We start from the raw sequence: 19,081 nt of genomic DNA, 5'->3' as shown, positions 1-19,081 counted from the left end.
ATTTATTTGAACCCATAAATATAGATGAGTTTAACAATGTGATAAGCTGACAATGCAAAAAACAACAAGGCAATACCTTTGCTCACCACATAGCTACTTAAAGTGAATTTCTCCTGTATATATTGAGCAAAACGCGCAAAACCGTATAAAGCAAGCCCTGCACCGATACCGGATCCAATACTGAAAACCGTTAAAGACAGGTAACCAATGTCGATCCATTCTTTAGAAATCAGATAAGTTCCCACAAATAACCAATATGGAATTTGCATTGGATTAACCACCCCAAGCAGCATTCCATATTTTATACTGTCTTTTTTTGAATAATCAGCCTTAGGCATTTCTTTCCTTGATCTCCAGGTGATAACGCCCAGAATCCCAAACATAAAGACCATGAGTACATCAATAATACTCCCTAACTGAATTTCACTGGAAAGCCACTGCACAAATCTCATCACACCAAAAGTGAAAAGTATTTCTATCGCAGAGAAGGCACCAATAAAATAAAGTGCCTGTCTGATTCCCCGGGTAATCGTAATTTGAACTACTGTAAGGTTGATATTTCCAGGAGGAATATATCCAACCATGTTCAAAATTATCCCTAAAAAGAGTGTTAAAAAAAGCATGCGCGAAGATACAATTATTTCATGTGTGCTGATAAATACTTCGCTGTATATGATGAATTAGCGGAAACCAGGTCTTCTGGTGTCCCTTCAAAAACAACATTCCCACCTTTATCGCCACCCTCGGGACCTATGTCAATGATCCAATCTGCCGATTTAATCATATCCATATTATGCTCGATCACCAGAATCGTATTCCCCTGTTCTATCAATGTATTTAAAGCGATCAGTAGTTTCTTGATGTCGTGAAAATGCAGACCAGTAGTCGGTTCATCAAAGATGAACAAGGTCTTGTTTGCATTGTTTCCTTTGATCAAAAATGAAGCTAATTTGATACGCTGTGCTTCTCCACCTGATAAAGTATTTGAAGATTGCCCCAGGTGAACGTAACCCAAACCAACATCAACCAATGGCTGTAATTTGGTTAAAATCTTAGGCTCTCCTTTGAAAAAAGCTACCGCCTCATCAATGGTCATGTCCAGGATATCCGCTACGTTTTTCTCATTATACGTGATGTCGAGCACTTGTTGTTTAAACCTTCTTCCGCCACAAGCTTCGCAAGGAAGATAAATGTCGGCCATGAATTGCATCTCGATCTTCACTTCCCCTTCTCCCTGACAAACATCGCATCGACCGCCTTCTACATTGAAAGAGAATGCCGCAGGTTTTAGTCCGGCAGCTTTTGAGGCAGGTAAGGCTGAAAACAGTGCTCTTACATCATCCCAGGCTTTTACATAGGTAACCGGGTTCGATCTGGATGATCTTCCTATCGGATTCTGATCTACCATTTCCACCTGACTCACCAATTCATAATCGCCATAAATCCCATCATAAGCACCGGTTTGCTCACCAGCATAATTGCCTATCGCTTTTTGTAAAGCGGGGTAAAGGATCTTTTTGATCAAACTGGTTTTTCCACTTCCTGAAACGCCACTCACCACAGTGAAAACGCCTAAAGGAAATTTAACATCAATATTTTTCAGGTTGTTTTCCCTTGCACCTTTGATCAGTACATGGTCTTTCCATGCCCTTCTATGTGTAGGAATCGTTATCTTTTCTACGCCAGACAAGTAACGTCCGGTAAGACTGTTTTTATCTTTTACAATTTCTTTATAGGTCCCGCTGAAAACCAGGTGACCACCATGGGTACCCGCTTCCGGACCTATATCTATAATATGGTCGGCAGCTTTCATCATTTCCTCTTCATGCTCTACCACCAAAACAGTGTTTCCAACATTTCTCAAAGAAAGGAGTACTTCGATCAGTTTATTCGTGTCTCTCGGATGTAAACCGATGCTAGGCTCATCTAAAACATAGATAGAGCCTACTAAACTACTCCCTAAAGAAGTAGCAAGGTTGATTCTTTGCGATTCTCCACCAGACAAGGTATTGGACAACCTGTTTAAAGTCAGGTAGCCCAAACCGACATTGTTCAGGAACAATACGCGGTTAACAATTTCTGCCAATAGTCTTTTTGCAATCTTTGTATCATTTGATGACAGTTCCAAATGGTTGAAGAAGTCAAGGATAGTTTCCAAAGGCATCAATACCACATCAATAATTGACCTGCCGTTGATCTTTACATAAGACGCGTCTTTACGTAACCTGGATCCTTTACAGTCCGGACATACCGTTTTTCCTCGATACCTGGACAACATTACGCGGTATTGAATTTTAAAAGCCTGCTCTTCCAATTCTTTAAAGAAGGCATCTAATCCGCCGAAATACTTGTTTCCTGTCCAGATTAATCTTTGCTGCTCTTCCGTAAGTTCATTAAAAGAGCGATGAATAGGAAAGTCAAATTTATCTGCGCTTTTGATCAGTTTATTCAACCACTCGCGCATTTTTTCTCCACGCCATGGCGCGATTGCATTGTCATATAAGCTTTTGCTCTTATCAGGAATAACCAGATCTTCATCAATTCCGATCACATTTCCATAACCTTCACATCTTTTGCAAGCCCCATAAGGGTTGTTGAAACTGAAAAAATTTGGAGTAGGCTCATCGAAACGTATGCCATCAAGTTCAAAACGATCACAAAAATGATTCGACTTGCCATTATGCTCTACATACAGGTCACCTTTTCCTTCGAAAAATGCAGTTTGTACGGAATCTGCAATGCGGCTCAGCGTTTCATCATCAGTATTCACCACAATCCTGTCAATCAGAATTCTTACAGTATCCGAATCCGATAGTTCAAAATCTTCAAATGAAGCATCTTCAAGCACGCCCTCAATTTTCAAAATTTCTCCTTTATAGAAGATTCTCAGAAAACCTTTTTGAAGTAACACTGCCAATTCTTCTTTAATCGACCTGTTGTTGTGCGGAAACAGCGGACAAAAAATCGTGACTGCGCTTTCCAGCTCCAAACCAGAAATAAAATCCACCACTGTGCTGACCGTATCTTTTTTTACGATTTCACCGGATACCGGTGAAAATGTTTTGCCTATTCTGGAAAACAATAATTTCAAATAATCGTAAATTTCTGTAGAAGTGCCTACTGTAGACCTCGGATTTGAAGTGATTACCTTTTGCTCAATTGCAATCGCCGGTGCAATTCCTTTAATATAATCCACATCCGGCTTATTCATCCGGCCCATAAATTGACGGGCATAGGAAGAAAGACTTTCTACATAACGCCTTTGCCCTTCGGCATATAGCGTATCGAAAGCTAAGGATGATTTCCCTGAGCCCGACATCCCGGTGATGACCACCAGTTTATTTTTAGGGATTGCGACGTCTATATTCTTCAAATTATGGACTCTGGCACCCTTTATGATTATATGTTGATGTGGATCTTTATCGATTTCGTTATTCATTGACTTCTGGATAGAATACTGCTAAGTTAACCCAAAAAAAGCAATATTGCCATTTTTGAGATCATGCAAAAATAAGGTGCCTGATCCGGTTTTATTTTTTTTTAACAGTTTTTCTATTGGATTCTAATAAAAAATTGGTTCTTTTGGGGAAGTAACAGACAAACTAAACCACTAACTAACAGGAGAAAGATATCGATTAAAACATCTACTAAGTATTTTATAGCAATTAGCAGGGAACTTAATAGTACGGATACTCCTATGAAATTAGAATTATATAGTGATCAGGACTTGGTGAAGTCTTATCTTACCGGTGAGGAATCGGTTTTAGAAGAACTTCTCAAAAGACACAAGTCAAAAATATACACCTCCATCTATCTTTTAGTAAAAGATCAATACCTCGCAGAGGATATTTTTCAGGATGCTTTTATTAAAGTTATCAATACACTCAGATCTGGTCGTTACAATGAAGAAGGTAAATTCTTACCTTGGGTAATGCGAATTGCGCATAATCTGGTAATCGATTATTTTAGACGTGAAAAACGGGCACCGGTTATTACCAGCGCCGATGGTACAGATATCTTTAACTTACTTCAGATTCATGAAGAAAGTGCAGAAGAGAAAATGCTGAGAGAACAAACTCATTTTGACCTTCGCGCAATGATTCACTTATTGCCAGATGATCAGAAAGAGGTGCTCATCATGCGCCATTATGCCGACCTTAGCTTTAAAGAAATTGCAGAGCTCACTGAAGTGAGCATCAATACCGCATTGGGTAGAATGCGCTATGCTTTAAGCAATCTTAGAAAAATGATGAAAGTGAAAGAAGTTTCCTGATTTTTTTAAACTGGAACATATGGGTAATCCATATCTCAGACCAATTTATTAAGGGAAAACTGTTTGAGTTTACTGATCTGATAAATGAATAGACAACCTGAAATTCGCCCTTTAAACAGGCAATAATGGCTATCTTAAATCGGGGAATCAGTGATTACAAATCATGCAACAAACTAGTTACACAAAATGTAGTTTAGGTTAAAATAAATGTATAACAATAACGTTTCTATTAGTGAACGAACATTTATTATTGCTTATGATGGAAACTTTTACTTCTTTTAACAAGTTAAACTGCTCATTGCAAAAGCAGGAAAAACCTGCTGCAGACGCAGTTATAGAACTCGATATGATGTTCTATGACCAAATCAGGCCCCAACTGGATGGTTTGAGAAAAAACCCTTCCGATGAAACCATCGCGAAAATTTTAGCCTACTCCAGAGCCAGATAATTTTAAACGAATTGAAGCTGCCAGTCTTACTGGCAGCTTTTTCATTTTAAAATTTTTTCTCCCGCTTTACATTGATTTTGAAAGGTTTCAGCTTTTAGAATTCATTTGTCTATTTGTACCATCCTTACTGCATAGTGTACAGCTTATATATTGTATTGCATATCGATATACTACAGTTAACAGCTGTTTTTTGCCATTAAAATCTATACTTTTCACGATATATTTTAACCTATGTGTTATTCTATAGAGTACTCCTCTATTTGTGAATACTAATTTTCCATTCCCGCATTTTTTCATTTTATATATTAGTTTTCATACTCCAATTATTGATGTATTTCTCTACGTGCTGTGATTCATTCCAAACCGACCTGGACAATATATCACCGGAAGGCAAAATTTGTCAACACATAGCTTTTTCCTGAGGAATTATTAAACCATCCTAAGTTCTTCTCGTTATATTTGTCCATGCTCAAGAAAGAACGATACAAACTTTTTGTAGAACACTTTGCAGCCAAACAGCCAGATGCTGAAACGGAATTGCATTATAATAATCCATACCAATTATTAGTAGCCGTAATTCTCTCCGCTCAATGCACAGATAAACGAATTAATCAGGTAACACCTGCACTTTTTCAACGTTTTCCAAATGCAAAAGCGCTTTCTGAGGTAACTCCTGATATTGTTTTTGATTACATCAGAAGTGTGAGTTACCCGAATAATAAAGCAAAACATCTGGTAGGAATGGCCCAAATGTTATTGAATGACTTTAATAATGTAGTTCCCTCTGATATTGATCAACTGCAAAAGATGCCGGGTGTAGGTAGGAAAACGGCAAATGTGATAGCCTCTGTAATTTATAATGCACCGGCAATGGCCGTGGATACCCATGTTTTTAGGGTTTCCAGAAGAATAGGCCTGTCTGCAGGAAAAACTCCACTCGCCGTAGAAAAAGATTTGGTGAAAAACTTACCTGAGCATACCATACATGTAGCCCACCATTGGTTAATCCTACATGGCAGGTATGTTTGCCTGGCGAGATCGCCAAAATGTAGCATTTGTGAAATCACCAATATTTGTAAATATTTTCAACAAAATAATAAAAAAACTAAAATAATTAGCGCCATGGAGGCATGATCAAATAATAAAAATTTTATTTCTTGTTTTAGATTAAACAATCGTTATCTTTGCTAAGATAATTAGCATGTAAGTAAAGTTATTTGTTCTTCCAACGGTAATATTTTATCTTACTCCCAGAATTTAACAATATGAGCGTAAACGCAGACAAATTAAAAGCATTACAACTTACATTAGATAAGTTAGAGAAGTCTTATGGTAAGGGTACCGTAATGAAATTAGGCGACAATGCTGTAGAGCCTATTGAATCTATTTCCACAGGATCTATCAGTTTAGACATTGCTTTAGGCATTGGTGGTGTTCCAAAAGGAAGAGTAATAGAGATATACGGTCCTGAATCTTCTGGTAAAACAACTTTAGCAACACATATCATTGCTGAAGCTCAGAAAAAAGGTGGAATTGCTGCTTTTATCGATGCAGAACATGCATTTGATAAAAACTACGCAAAGAAATTAGGCGTTGACGTTGACAATCTATTGATCTCTCAACCAGATAACGGTGAGCAGGCATTAGAAATTGCTGACAACCTGATCAGGTCAGGTGCAATTGATGTGATTGTTATTGACTCCGTTGCTGCATTGGTACCAAAGGCAGAGATTGAAGGCGAAATGGGTGATTCGAAAATGGGATTACAAGCACGTTTAATGTCTCAGGCATTACGTAAACTAACCGGAACAATTGCTAAAACAGGATGTTGCTGTATTTTCATTAACCAATTGCGTGAAAAAATTGGTGTAATGTTCGGTAACCCGGAAACAACTACTGGTGGTAATGCATTGAAATTCTATGCGTCAGTACGTTTAGATATTCGTAGAACTTCTCAAATTAAAGATTCTGACGAAGTTTCAGGAAACAGGGTGAAAGTGAAAATCGTAAAAAATAAAGTTGCTCCACCTTTCCGAATTGCTGAATTCGACATCATGTTCGGTGAAGGTATTTCCAAAGTAGGTGAGATCATCGACTTAGGTGTTGATTTTAATATCATTAAAAAAGCAGGTTCCTGGTTCTCTTATGGAGAAACGAAACTTGGTCAGGGAAGAGACGCGGTAAAACAATTATTATTGGATAACCCGGAACTGTCTGAAGAGATTGAAGCTAAAATCAGAGCTGAAGTAACAGGCGAAAAATTGGAAGAACTTCCAGTACAAGCATAATAGTACCTCAATAAGGATACAAGTAAATAAAAAAGGGCAATCAATCGATCGCCCTTTTTTGTTATCTATATTCTGGATCTATTAAATAGCTCCTCAAATTCTTACTGAAGCTTCATATATTTTGCATCAACGTAGATGGCCACAATGATGGCCACGATAATTGCCGCAAGTAAAACGGCTAAGCCAAGATAATTTCTCTGTTTATCTTGTTTTACCAACCATATGATAAAAATGATGAAGGGAATCAGCATTAAGCCGAAAAAAATAAAACTCGTAGCACTCATAATTAGCTGTTCTTATATTAAAAATTCATTCTGGACATTGGAGCAACATCCTGCTCCACAAAATCTGCATTTAAATACTTCTGATATCCGGCAATAGCAATCATAGCTGCGTTATCCGTACAATATTCAAAAGCCGGAATGTAAACATTCCAACCTAATTCCAGAGCTGTCTTTTGCAATGTATCCCGTAAACCACTATTTGCAGAAACACCTCCGGCAATTGCAATTTCTTTAATTCCATATTGCTTTGCAGCCTTCTTCAATTTGTTCAATAATATATGAACTATACTGTGTTGAACCGAAGCGCAAATATCATCTAAATGTTCCGATATAAAGTCCGGGTTTTCTTTTTCTTGCTTTCGGATGAAATATAAGATAGATGTTTTAAATCCACTGAAACTGTAATCCAAATCTTTGATCTGAGGTTCCCCAAATTTAAACGCCAAAGGATTTCCTGATTTTGCATGAAGATCTATAAGAGGTCCGCCCGGATAAGGAAGACTTAATATTTTTGCAGTTTTATCAAATGCTTCTCCTGCTGCATCATCTAAAGTCTCCCCTACAATTTCCATATCAAAGTAATCCTTCACCAGCACAATTTGGGTATGACCACCAGAAACGGTCAAACATAAAAAAGGAAAGGATGGCTTTGGATCATCAATAAAATGCGCCAAAATATGCGCATGCATATGATTTACGGCAATTAAAGGTAAATCCAACGCCAGAGCGAATGATTTTGCAAATGAAACACCTACCAATAAGGAGCCTAATAAACCCGGGCCACGTGTAAAAGCGACACCATTTAGCTCCTTTTTGTCTACATTAGCATTAATTAAGGCTTGCTGTATAACAGGGACAATATTTTGCTGATGTACCCTTGAAGCAAGTTCAGGGATTACACCACCATAATTTTCATGAATTGTTTGGTTTGCAATAACATTGGCAGTAATTTTGCCGTTGTTACAAATAGCAACCGAAGTTTCATCACAAGAAGATTCTATAGCGAGTATTATTGGCACAATGATTATTATTAAGCTACAAAACTATTAAAAAACTATTAAAAATACTTCTTTGGTTTGTTGCATCAGTGTTATTACTAGTTGCGATTCTATTATTCGCGCTTCAATTCAAGCCTGTGCAGACTTTTGTCGCAAAAAAAGCTGCCGATTATTTGTCAAAAGAACTCAATACAACCATATCCTTATCGGGAATTTACATAAAACCATTTAAATCCCTTGTTTTAGAAAACTTACTTGTACTCGACCAACAAAAGGATACATTGTTAAATACTCCCAAATTTTTAGTAGATCTAAACCAGCTTTCGTTAGAAAAAAGAATCGTTGACGTAAATACCGTACAACTAAATAACGGAGCCTTCTTTCTTAAAACATATAAAAATGGATCCACGAATTTGGATTTCATTATTGATTATTTTGATTCGGGTACTCCTTCCGCTAAAAAGAAGAAGCCTTACAAAGTCACTTTCGATCGCGTCATCCTAAATAACTTCGGTTTTAAGTATAAAAACTATAAGTATAATAACGTGATGAAAGGTGTCGATTTTGAGGATGTGCAACTCAGTAATCTGAACGGTATCCTCGAAAAATTAAACACAACTGATCACATCATTCAAGCAGAAATAAAAAACCTGACCTTTAAGGAAAAGAGTGGTTTTTATCTTAAAAACTTAACCACTTTCGCTACAGTAGACAGTAATAAAATAGAGCTGGAACGCCTATTATTAGAAACCAATCATTCCAGGTTAAAAGATTATTTCAAAATGAGCTTTAACCGATACAGGGACTTTAGAGATTATGTCAATAAAGTAAGAATGAAAGCTAGTTTTAAAGATAGCCACATTGCTTCCCGCGATGTATCATTCTTTACATCTGAACTAGACCAGATGAATTTAGAACTAGATGTAGATGGACAAATCACTGGTCTGGTAAACAATCTACGTGCAAAAAAACTTTCCATAAAAGCAGGTAAAGCAACTCACATCAAAGGTGATTTTAACCTTAAAGGTCTTCCGGTACTAAAGGAAACCTTTATGGACCTTAAAATTGAGATGGCTGGAACCAACAAAAAGGATCTGGATGAGTTACTTACAAGTGTGACAGGAAAAAAAGCTAAAAAAATTCCTGAAATAGTTTCAAAATTTGGCAATGTGAACTTCAATGGTTCATTTACTGGCTTCCAAAATGATTTTATCGCCTATGGCGAGTTTAAAACAAAACTTGGACGTCTGGTCTCTGATGTCAATATGAAAATTGATAAACAAGGCGTCCCTTCCTATTCTGGAAATGTCAAAACTTATGATTTCAACTTAGGTAACCTGATTAATGAAAAAAGCCTCGGGAAAATTACAGCAGCACTAAATATCAAAGGCCGTGGAACAGAAATCAAAAATCTAACTGAACGATTAGATGGCGACATTAACTACATAGATTTTAACAATTATAGGTATAGAAATGTTAAAATTGACGGAACTTTTGAAAAGAAGTATTTTGACGGCAGCCTAAAAGTTGATGATAAAAACCTCAATATGTTTTTTGATGGCGGCGTAAACTTAAATGGAAAACTTCCTGAGTTTAATTTTAAAGCTAACATTAAAAAAGCCAGACTGAAAGCACTCAACCTATATAAAGATTCTCTGCAAATAGAGGCCATATTTAGTACCAACTTCACCGGAAACAACTTAGATAATATTCAGGGAAATCTTTTACTCCAACATGTTCAACTCAATAATGTTAAAGGTATTTACCATATTGACTCGATCCAGCTAAGTGCCGGTGGGATAGGAAAAGATAGACACCTGACCATCAATTCGGACATCCTGGATGCGAGTATTAAAGGCCAATACGACTTAAATACGCTGCCTTCCTACTTTAAGGCACTTGCAAAAACGTATATTCCATCACTAAAAGCCGATATCATCAATTATAAAGATCAGATCTTTAAGTTCGACCTTAAAATTAAAAAGTTCGAACCTGTTGCACAGCTCCTGGTACCTGGCCTGGAAATAGAAGATCAAGCTATTTTTCTTGGGAATTTTGACTCCCAAAAGAGTGTAGCCACCGTAAATGGTTTTGTGAAAAAACTAAAATATAAAGGCATAGTGGTCAATAACATTATTGTTGATGAGAATACCTCCACTGATCAGTTGCAAGCCATTATTACTTCTGATCGTGTTGATCTTAACGATAGTCTCTACATCAAAAACGTGAATATTTCAAATATTCTTAGAAATGACAGCTTAACCCTGAATGTCAAACTCGCAAACGCTGATGACGCCAACTCACTGGATTTAAATGGACTGGTTGAATTTGCGACAGATACAATCGGTCGTATCACCATTTTGCCTTCTATTTTGAAAATTAACAATGAGGATTGGAAAATTCAGGAAAAGGTTAGAATTAGCTTCCATCAAGGAAAAACACAAATCAATAATTTTGGCCTCAGCAATGGTCCTCAGGTATTAACAATGGATGGAATTATTTCCAATGATCCCGAAGATGTATTATTGGTTGGCTTTGAAAAGTTCGACCTTAAAACCATAAATCCTTTTATAAAAACCCTTGGTGTTAAACTCGCGGGGAAATTGAACGGTGAAACAAAATTGCATCATATCCTGAAATCTCCAAAGATTTCGGATAATATCACTATAGATTCCCTGGGTCTTAATGACACTTATATTGGAAGTCTAACAGACACTTCCTCTTTTCATCAGGCAGAGAATCTCGCTAATATCTATACCACTATCATGACCCATGATAAAGAGACATTAAAAGCGCGGGGAAGTCTCGATCTGGAGAAAAAAGAAATAGACCTTCATGTTAAACTGGATGAAATAGAAATGGCCGTTTTGGAACCTTTTGTCAAGAAATTGGTTTCGAAATTAAAGGGTAATATTTCCGCTGACCTCGCTGTTAAAGGTCCTTTTGAAAAACCAGCTATTAATGGAGAAGTATCATTTGACAAAGGAAAAATGACCATTAATTACCTGCAAACGGCCTATACCTTAAATGATCAGGTAACGATAGACAATAGTGTCATCAAAGTTCAAAACTTAAAGCTATTAGACGTTGATAATAATGAAGCCATCGCTAATGGTACTGTAGATTTAAACAATCTGGATAATCCCACAATAGATGCAGTAATAAAGGCTAAGAACTTTATGGCACTAAACACAACGGAAAAAGATAACCCCGTTTATTATGGCCAGGCATATGGTACCGGGACTTTCATTTTCAGAGGCCCAACAAATCGAATGTACATTGATATTGATGCCAAAACAGAAAAAGGAACGGTTTTTAATCTGCCTTTAAATAGCTCTGAAACGGTTTCCAGTAAAGATTTTATCACTTTCGTAAGTAAAGACACTACTACTATAATAAAAAAACAAAATAGTTTTGATGGGCTTACCATGAATTTAAAACTAGATGTGGATCCTAATAGTGTCGCAAATATATTCACAAGCTTAGGTAATCTAAGTGGCCGGGGAAATGCTACAGACCTTACTTTAAAAATTAATAGCCAGGGTGATTTTGATATGTCAGGAGATTATATCATTGAAAATGGTAGTTTCGATTTCACCGCTCAGGAAGTAATTAACAAAAAATTCAATATCAGGCAAGGTGGGACTATCCGTTGGACTGGCAATCCTACAATGGCGCAAATACAATTGAAGGCCATTTATTCGCTTAGAACAAGCCTGAGAGATCTATACACCGCTGCTAATAGAGATGGTAATAGCAAAGATGAGCGTGTACTAACAGAAGTAGAGATGGGCTTATCAGGTCTATTATTAAAACCCGATATAAAACTGGATATATTCTTTCCTTCAAATCCAGCTATCAAAGAGGAAATGCAAGCTTATTTCAATGATTCAAACAACCTGAATCTCCAGGCTTTAAGCTTAATTATTCGGAGAAGTTTTGCTCCTGGAACAGGTAATGAAGATTTAGGAAAACAACTTACAAGTGGAGTAACCAGTACCGCAACTGAGTTATTGTTTAATCAGCTTAATAACGTCCTATCTTCTTTAAATCTTGATTTTGTTGATTTTAATGTACGATCACTAACCGAAGCAAATGCGTCTTTCAGATTATTTAATGATCGACTTGTCCTAAATGCGGGTATTGTTAATAGAGGAAGTACGAATGATTTGTCTTTAAATGGATTCTCTAGAAATAATGTAGGAGGTGAAGTTGAAGTACTCGGATTAATAAAAAAAGATGGAACCCTGATTGGTAAACTATCCAATAAACCCCCTACTCAACAAACTATCTTTACAACTTCAGGTATCAATCAAAATAATAATGTAACTGCATTGGGCTTAGTTTATACGCAACAATTTGATAGTTTTAGGGAGTTCTTAAGAAAAATCACAGGACAATACAAAAGAGATCTAAAGAAAAAAGCCCGGCAAGGGGAAACTCCCAAAACCAGGCAATTAATTAACAAAGATGCTATTCTTAAAGAACAGCAAAAGAACAATCGAAAAAGATAACCTGTTATCCTTTCATTATCTGATGTCCCATTTTATCACGTTTGGTTCTCAGATATTGTTCATTATGAATATTACTTTCAATTTCTATCGAAATATTCTCAAGGATTTCTAATCCGTAACCAGTCAGACCAGCACGTTTTGTAGGATTATTAGACATTAGCCTCATTTTTGAAATACCCTGGGCTCTTAAGATCTGCGCGCCGACGCCATAATCCCTTTCATCTCCTTTAAAACCTAATTTAATGTTAGCCTCGACCGTATCGAATCCTGCATCCTGAAGGTTGTACGATCTTAACTTGTTGACTAGCCCAATACCTCTTCCCTCCTGGTTCATGTATACAATAAGCCCTTTACCTTCCTTGTCAATCATTTCCATTGCCTTATGCAATTGCGGACCGCAATCACATCGACAAGAGCCAAAGATATCTCCGGTAACACATGAACTATGTACTCTTACCATAACGGGTTCGTCAACTGTCCACTCCCCTTTACTTATTGCTAAATGGGTTGCTCCTGTATCCAGCTGTGTATAAGCAGTCATTCTGAAATCGCCCCATTGAGTAGGAAGATTAACAGTCACCTCTTCTTGAATCAAGCTTTCTTTACTTAATCGATAGGCAATAAGATCTTTTATTGAAACTATTTTGAGATTATGCTGAGCCGCAATCTTTATGAGATCAGGTAATCTTGCCATCTCTCCATCTTCTTTCATAATTTCCACCAAAACTCCAGCAGGTGCCATACCAGCCAATCTTGCCAAATCAACTGATGCTTCCGTATGACCTGATCTTCTCAATACTCCACCATCTTTAGCTCGTAAAGGAAAAATATGGCCTGGTTTACCTAATTCATCCGGGTTTGTATTTGGATTGATCAATGCTTGAATAGTCTTTGATCGATCTGAAGCAGAAATGCCTGTAGTACATCCGTATCCTATTAAATCAACAGAAACCGTAAAGTTTGTCTCATATGCAGCTGTATTCTTACCAACCATAAGCTCTAAACCAAGCTCATCACATCTCTGTTCTGTTAAAGCAGCGCATATTAATCCTCTTCCATGGGTCGCCATAAAGTTAATCACTTCAGGAGTTGCATTTGAAGCAGCGGTCAGAAAGTCTCCTTCATTTTCCCTGTCCTCATCATCAACAACAATAACTACTTTACCAGCTTGTATTTCAGCAATAGCTTCTTCTATTGCATTTAGTTTGATTTCCATTTTTTGAAATATATCTATACACAAACACTAAGATCAGCTGCTTGTTTAACTATTAAGATTAAGTACAAAGTTACAACCTTCCTGTTCAATATCCTTTGCTTAAATATCATAAATAAGTAATGAATATTTGGTGGTTTAATCAATTCTTGGCCTTTATCAAGCCTTCTTTTCTACCTGCTCTTTTTTCCTTTTAAATAAACCTACAATCAACTGCTTAAGCGCAGTAACGTCAAATAAAGCTGAATCAACAGTCGCTTTATAGGTGAGAAATGCACCAACAGGAGACAATATGATAATCGCCAGCCAAGGTCCAAAAAATGGAGCTAATGATCCTGTTATTGCAGATTTTTCAGCTACTGTGGCAATGATGTGGTAAATTAAAAAGAATACAATTGCCATAACTACTGGCAAGCCCAACCCTCCTTTTCTAATAATTGCGCCTAACGGTGCACCTATGAAAAATAGGAGAAGACATGATACTGCTAAAGTGAATTTCTTTTGATACTCAATTTCAACCTTTATGAGGCTACGAACCCTATCATCGTGATCCGTTAATCTCCCAGAAACAGTTTGTTTAACAGAATTAGCCTGGTCCAGACCAGACTGAATAGCCCGTAACTTATCATCAACGGGCAACGCACTCAATACAGGCCCTGTGATCTTCTTTTCAGCCACATTAACCTTACTGTATCCTTTCACATAGTTATTCTGTTTAAAGTAACTAGAGACAGTCATACCAGCAAATTTATTGATACTATCTAATTCCTTTGTTAAAGAATCCTGTTTTTTGACCAATCCTTTCAAATTAAGCATTTGGGTATTATTCCTAAATCCCTGCTCATCTGTTCTATTCATTTCAAAACTTGATATATCAAATTTTTGATCTGTTTCTTTAAATCGCATTCGTGTGAACTGCTGTCTAGGGTTGTAAGAAGAATTCTCACCACTAGATTCTTCATACCTCACACCGTTCTTAAGTTTTAAAAGAAGATTTTTCTCATCCTTAGCCATTCTTCCTTCTTTAGCAATGATGATCTTTGCTATGCCATTATTACTGGTATGGTCATAAATCATCACTCCCTCCAAGGTAACACCGTCATCCCCCTTCTTATCTACTCTAATTGAATACCCGGGAATACTATTATTAAATACACCCTCCTTAATTAAAAAGGATAATTTCTTGTTTCGTATATCCCATAGTAAAGAGCCAAATTTTAAGTTGGCTTTCGGCAACATCACATCGGAAAACAAAAATGAACCGATAGCAATAAAAACAATTAGGACCAATAAAGGCATCATTGCCTTTTGAAGGGATACGCCAGCAGACTTTATAGCGACTAATTCATAATTTTCCCCCAAAGTACCAAAGGTCATTATGGATGACAAAAGAATCGAAAGTGGAAGTGCCATGGAAACATTTGCAGCTGATGCATAATACATCAGCTCCAGAATCACATACCATTCAAAGCCCTTCCCAATTAAGTCATCGACGTACTTAAATAAAAAGAACATCAATAATATGAACATCACAATAAAAAATGTGACAAAGAAGGGCCTAATAAATGCTTTGAGCAGAAGTAAATGAATCTTTTTCAATATACAAAGGTAAACAAAGCAACTGAAAAATTATGCTCCTAACACACTATGTAAATAGGTAATCTGATTATCCCATATTAAAGTTCGCTCTGCAAGCGTATCTTCAGTCGCAAAGTCCGTAATAGATAGTGCTACATCGTTCGTTAATTCATCTTGAACAATTTCCATTTCAAAATAACAATGTGGTTCATCGTCAATCCATTTAAATTTCACCAATTTATTCTCTTTAATACTCAAAAGCTTCGCTTTTTGTACTTCGTCATCCCATGTAAATGTATAAACCTGATCACGGAAAATTACATCGTCGGCAAACCATTGAGACAAGCCATTTGGCTCACTAATGAAGCTAAACAAAATACGTGGGGAAGATCTCAATTCATATTCTAACGTAAACTTTTTCTTTTCTGACATCGATGGATCCTTACATTCTGTAACTAATGGACAATTTTTAAATATTATATATTTCTAAAGAAAAGTAATATATTCTATATTTGCAACTCTTTAGAAAAGAAGATGTCTGACGGAGTATCACATATCATTAGCACACCAGATACTTAAGCCTTAAGAGACCTCAATACACACTTCATAATCAACTTTTCAAAACATTTGCAGTAAACTTTCATAGCGATCAAATTGGTGTTACACTGTAATTATTCGAAAGGATTCCTAAAAAACAGACATATATAAAATCTAACCTGAAGGAGTTAACTTATGAAGAAAATTTGAATCCTAGTAATTCTGCTTCAAAGTAAGAATCATCTGTATGCAATCAAAAAGCTTCCTAAATACAACATACTATTTATACAATCATAGCAGTTTAAAGCATGATAGCTAAGAAAATAGTAGCACACAAAAAAATAACTAACTCATTATCAAAACAGAACCAATATCCAGAAGCTTATTTCATATTTTCTTTCATTATTTCAAACCATTATTCTATATTTGCAGCTCTTTAGAAAGAAGACGCCCGGCGGGGTAGCTCAGATGGTTAGAGCGCAGGATTCATAACCCTGAGGTCGGCAGTTCGATCCTGCTCCCCGCTACTAGAAAAAAGCTCACTGAAAAGTGAGCTTTTTTAGGTTTAAAGCTATTTAAATGATACTTTTGGTGATAAAAATTCACTGTCTATTAATGATCTCAATAAAGAAATCTTATCCTAATACAGAGAGCAAAGAAACTTATCCGACACATATTTGGCACACTAATTAGTGCAAATTTTAAGGTCATTTTAATGAATCTTTTTCACACGCCCAACCAGACTTATAAAATTAAAAAATAAAAGAAATGATTTATTGGTGATTTTGGATCTAAAACTCCTAATCATATATAGGAGTTTCAATTTATACCGGCTAAGCTATCCTACCTAACCGTTTATCGCTTCTTGGAGTAGATTTCAGCTAATTTCAACGCTTCATAGGCATTAACAACCCCTCCACTAACACAAAGATCAGAGAAAGGAACTCGTACACTCTGTCCTTTATCATTAATTAGTTTTACTTTTTGTACGACTTTGGATACTGATGACAAAATAATTTCACGTATCTCCTTCGCAGTAAAATCAGGATAGTAGCTTAAAATTAATGCAGCTAATCCAGAAACAACTGGTGCCGCCATACTTGTTCCGTCAAACTCTTCATAAAGCGATTCAGGAACAGTAGAATTAATCATAAAACCAGGAGCAAATACATCTACACTGTACTTTCCATAGTTAGAAAATGATGCTTTTAAGTCTGAATTATTCTTATAAGCGCTAGCTCCTACCTCAATCCAATTTGTTGCTTGAGGTAATCCAGATTTTATTGAGTCTACTGCATTGTTACCGTTGTACCTTTCATGGGTTCTATCCGTTCTTTGATTCGAAATTCGGCCATTTAAAGGTCTAAAAGAAGCCTGTTTTTTTGCTGATTTTTCAACCTTAGCCATGTATTCCCTGAATTCTGGACTATCGTAATACTTATTCGGATAATTATCTTCCTTATCAACATTAAGGTTATCATTACCAGATGCATGAACCAATAACACCCCTTTGCTCTCTGCATATTTCACAGCTACGTCAACAATTTTTTTATCCCACTTATACCCTTTTCCAAAACTCATGTTAATAATTCTAGCACCATTATCAACCGCATACCTAATTCCATTGGCTACATCCTTGTCGCGTTCATCCCCTTCGGGAACAACCCTAATTCCCATTAAACTAATATAATCAGCAACACCATTTATCCCTAAGGCATTACTCCGATTAGCGCCAATAATTCCAGAGACATGAGAACCATGCTCTGCATTCGGGCCCTTTACATCATTATTACCATAATAATTATCATTAGGATTAGAATAATCATCACCAACTAACTCCGATCTTTGATCATATTTTGGGTTTAAATTATACCTTAACATAACATCATATTGCTTATAGGCATCCTTGATCTCTTTATAAAACTTGGCAACACCACCACTCTCTTTAATACCAGATTTTATGACTTTTTTAACTTGCTCTTCCACCTCATCTTCGGCTTTATATGCATCAATCTCCTGCAAAGTGGGAACTGCTTTTTTATTAATGAATACTATAGATTCCAATACTTTATTAATTGAAAATACAATTCTAAATGTTCGATCAGCATCATCATATTTTCTACCAAAATCTGCAGTAGCTTTAGTGTACAATTCGAATTCTTTCTTCTGAATACTATCAAGTACTGTCGACTTAATAGTAGAACTATATTTTGGAGCGTAATTTCTATAAATTCGCACTAATTCAAGATTATCATAAGCTAAATTCCCCCGCTTAGATCCAATGAAATTCCAACCATGGACATCATCTATATAGCCATTACCATCATCATCTATTCCATTTCCTGGAATCTCATTTTTATTTATCCATAAAACATCCTTAAGATCCTCATGGTCTATATCTATTCCACCATCAATTACAGCTACAATTACACGTTGTTTTGGCTTTTTATCATGGAGTAACTCCATATAAGCACGTTCAGTACTTATTCCAAAAACCCCATTCTTTACAAGGTCTAAATTGAACCAATTTACTGGTAGCTTCACATCTTTACTTTGAGAAAAAACCGAAACATTTAATAGTAACAGGAACAGTGTAAAAAAAAATTGATTAACTCTCATTCTTTTGATGCTTATATAAAATACAATAATACGGTTTCTTAGATCCACGAATAGTACTGGTTAGAATTTTAACCATAAATAACAAATCAAAAGAATGAAGTTACCAAGAGATGAGTAGTCAATACCACAGTACCAGCACCAATTCTCTCCAAAAAAAGAGGTGGGGAAGGTATTATGAATTGAATCCCTAAAAGAGCAGGCACCTGATAGAATTAGTGAAATCGTTGTCCTGTAAGCGCTGAGGAAATTCAATGGCATCTGCCAGACGAAAAATATCCGTTAAAAAAACCTTATAAACAAGAAAAGCCTGTAGTTTTCACTACAGACTT

The 19,081-nt window shown here is 36.3% G+C and carries 13 protein-coding genes and 1 tRNA gene; 6 read left to right on the top strand and 8 right to left on the bottom strand.

The features are described from left to right. Nucleotides 1-2: 2 nt before the first annotated feature. Nucleotides 3-584: a lysine transporter LysE gene (locus OQX61_RS07180; RefSeq protein ID WP_265840975.1), complete on the bottom strand. Its 582-nt coding sequence runs from the start codon at nt 582-584 to the stop codon at nt 3-5. Nucleotides 585-637: 53 nt separating this feature from the next. Further along, nucleotides 638-3,439: an excinuclease ABC subunit UvrA gene (gene uvrA, locus OQX61_RS07175; protein WP_265840974.1), complete on the bottom strand. Its 2,802-nt coding sequence runs from the start codon at nt 3,437-3,439 to the stop codon at nt 638-640. 258 nt (nt 3,440-3,697) lie between these two features. Between uvrA and OQX61_RS07170 the strand changes: the two genes are divergently transcribed. The 4 genes from OQX61_RS07170 (at nt 3,698) to recA (ending at nt 7,009) form a co-directional block, all read left to right on the top strand. Next, nucleotides 3,698-4,273, top strand: coding sequence for a sigma-70 family RNA polymerase sigma factor (locus OQX61_RS07170; protein ID WP_265840973.1), 576 nt, complete (start codon nt 3,698-3,700; stop codon nt 4,271-4,273). A gap of 256 nt (nt 4,274-4,529) precedes the next feature. After that, nucleotides 4,530-4,721 carry a hypothetical protein gene (locus OQX61_RS07165; protein ID WP_265840972.1) on the top strand — a complete coding sequence of 64 codons (192 nt, stop codon included), beginning with the start codon at nt 4,530-4,532 and terminating at the stop codon, nt 4,719-4,721. Between the two features lie 465 nt (nt 4,722-5,186). After that, the gene (nth, locus tag OQX61_RS07160; RefSeq protein WP_265840971.1) at nt 5,187-5,855 is read left to right on the top strand and encodes an endonuclease III; all 669 of its coding nucleotides are present in this window, start codon (nt 5,187-5,189) and stop codon (nt 5,853-5,855) included. A gap of 131 nt (nt 5,856-5,986) precedes the next feature. Next, nucleotides 5,987-7,009 carry a recombinase RecA gene (recA, locus tag OQX61_RS07155; protein ID WP_265840970.1) on the top strand — a complete coding sequence of 341 codons (1,023 nt, stop codon included), beginning with the start codon at nt 5,987-5,989 and terminating at the stop codon, nt 7,007-7,009. 101 nt (nt 7,010-7,110) lie between these two features. Here recA and OQX61_RS07150 read toward each other — a convergent pair whose 3' ends face one another. Both OQX61_RS07150 and tsaD read right to left on the bottom strand, forming a co-directional pair. Beyond that, nucleotides 7,111-7,293 (bottom strand): hypothetical protein, encoded by a 183-nt coding sequence (locus OQX61_RS07150; protein WP_182961856.1) that lies wholly within the window; start codon nt 7,291-7,293, stop codon nt 7,111-7,113. Between the two features lie 17 nt (nt 7,294-7,310). Next, the gene (gene tsaD / locus OQX61_RS07145) at nt 7,311-8,312 is read right to left on the bottom strand and encodes a tRNA (adenosine(37)-N6)-threonylcarbamoyltransferase complex transferase subunit TsaD (RefSeq protein WP_265840969.1); all 1,002 of its coding nucleotides are present in this window, start codon (nt 8,310-8,312) and stop codon (nt 7,311-7,313) included. Nucleotides 8,313-8,704: 392 nt separating this feature from the next. Between tsaD and OQX61_RS07140 the strand changes: the two genes are divergently transcribed. Beyond that, nucleotides 8,705-12,805: a translocation/assembly module TamB domain-containing protein gene (locus tag OQX61_RS07140; protein WP_265840968.1), complete on the top strand. Its 4,101-nt coding sequence runs from the start codon at nt 8,705-8,707 to the stop codon at nt 12,803-12,805. A gap of 4 nt (nt 12,806-12,809) precedes the next feature. Here OQX61_RS07140 and OQX61_RS07135 read toward each other — a convergent pair whose 3' ends face one another. The 3 genes from OQX61_RS07135 to OQX61_RS07125 form a co-directional block, all read right to left on the bottom strand. Further along, nucleotides 12,810-14,021 carry a bifunctional 3,4-dihydroxy-2-butanone-4-phosphate synthase/GTP cyclohydrolase II gene (locus OQX61_RS07135; RefSeq protein WP_265840967.1) on the bottom strand — a complete coding sequence of 404 codons (1,212 nt, stop codon included), beginning with the start codon at nt 14,019-14,021 and terminating at the stop codon, nt 12,810-12,812. Between the two features lie 156 nt (nt 14,022-14,177). Further along, nucleotides 14,178-15,617, bottom strand: a complete 1,440-nt coding sequence (locus tag OQX61_RS07130; RefSeq protein WP_265840966.1) for an LptF/LptG family permease — start codon at nt 15,615-15,617, stop codon at nt 14,178-14,180. A 30-nt stretch (nt 15,618-15,647) separates the two neighbouring features. Further along, nucleotides 15,648-16,028 (bottom strand): START-like domain-containing protein, encoded by a 381-nt coding sequence (locus OQX61_RS07125; protein WP_182961866.1) that lies wholly within the window; start codon nt 16,026-16,028, stop codon nt 15,648-15,650. 558 nt (nt 16,029-16,586) lie between these two features. On the opposite strand from OQX61_RS07125, the gene OQX61_RS07120 reads away from it, so the two are divergent. After that, nucleotides 16,587-16,660, top strand: a tRNA-Met gene (locus tag OQX61_RS07120). Between the two features lie 328 nt (nt 16,661-16,988). On the opposite strand, the gene OQX61_RS07115 is transcribed toward OQX61_RS07120, so the two are convergent. Further along, complete coding sequence (locus OQX61_RS07115; RefSeq protein ID WP_265840965.1) at nt 16,989-18,752, bottom strand: S8 family peptidase; 1,764 nt, start codon at nt 18,750-18,752, stop codon at nt 16,989-16,991. Nucleotides 18,753-19,081 lie beyond the last annotated feature (329 nt).

The organism is Pedobacter sp. PLR, assembly GCF_026239675.1.
Classification (GTDB): Bacteria; Bacteroidota; Bacteroidia; order Sphingobacteriales; family Sphingobacteriaceae; genus Pedobacter.
The sequence above is the reverse complement of the archived record's forward strand: the minus strand, read 5'-3'. Positions and strand labels throughout refer to the sequence as shown.

Excerpts from the sequence above, each read along its gene's own strand:
- nth (WP_265840971.1), top strand. The coding sequence starts at position 5,187 with ATGCTCAAGAAAGAACGATACAAACTTTTTGTAGAACACTTTGCAGCC.
- OQX61_RS07170 (WP_265840973.1), top strand. The coding sequence starts at position 3,698 with ATGAAATTAGAATTATATAGTGATCAGGACTTGGTGAAGTCTTATCTT.
- recA (WP_265840970.1), top strand. The coding sequence starts at position 5,987 with ATGAGCGTAAACGCAGACAAATTAAAAGCATTACAACTTACATTAGAT.
- uvrA (WP_265840974.1), bottom strand. The coding sequence starts at position 3,439 with ATGAATAACGAAATCGATAAAGATCCACATCAACATATAATCATAAAG.
- OQX61_RS07115 (WP_265840965.1), bottom strand. The coding sequence starts at position 18,752 with ATGAGAGTTAATCAATTTTTTTTTACACTGTTCCTGTTACTATTAAAT.
- OQX61_RS07180 (WP_265840975.1), bottom strand. The coding sequence starts at position 584 with ATGGTTGGATATATTCCTCCTGGAAATATCAACCTTACAGTAGTTCAA.
- OQX61_RS07125 (WP_182961866.1), bottom strand. The coding sequence starts at position 16,028 with ATGTCAGAAAAGAAAAAGTTTACGTTAGAATATGAATTGAGATCTTCC.
- OQX61_RS07165 (WP_265840972.1), top strand. The coding sequence starts at position 4,530 with ATGATGGAAACTTTTACTTCTTTTAACAAGTTAAACTGCTCATTGCAA.
- OQX61_RS07135 (WP_265840967.1), bottom strand. The coding sequence starts at position 14,021 with ATGGAAATCAAACTAAATGCAATAGAAGAAGCTATTGCTGAAATACAA.
- OQX61_RS07150 (WP_182961856.1), bottom strand. The coding sequence starts at position 7,293 with ATGAGTGCTACGAGTTTTATTTTTTTCGGCTTAATGCTGATTCCCTTC.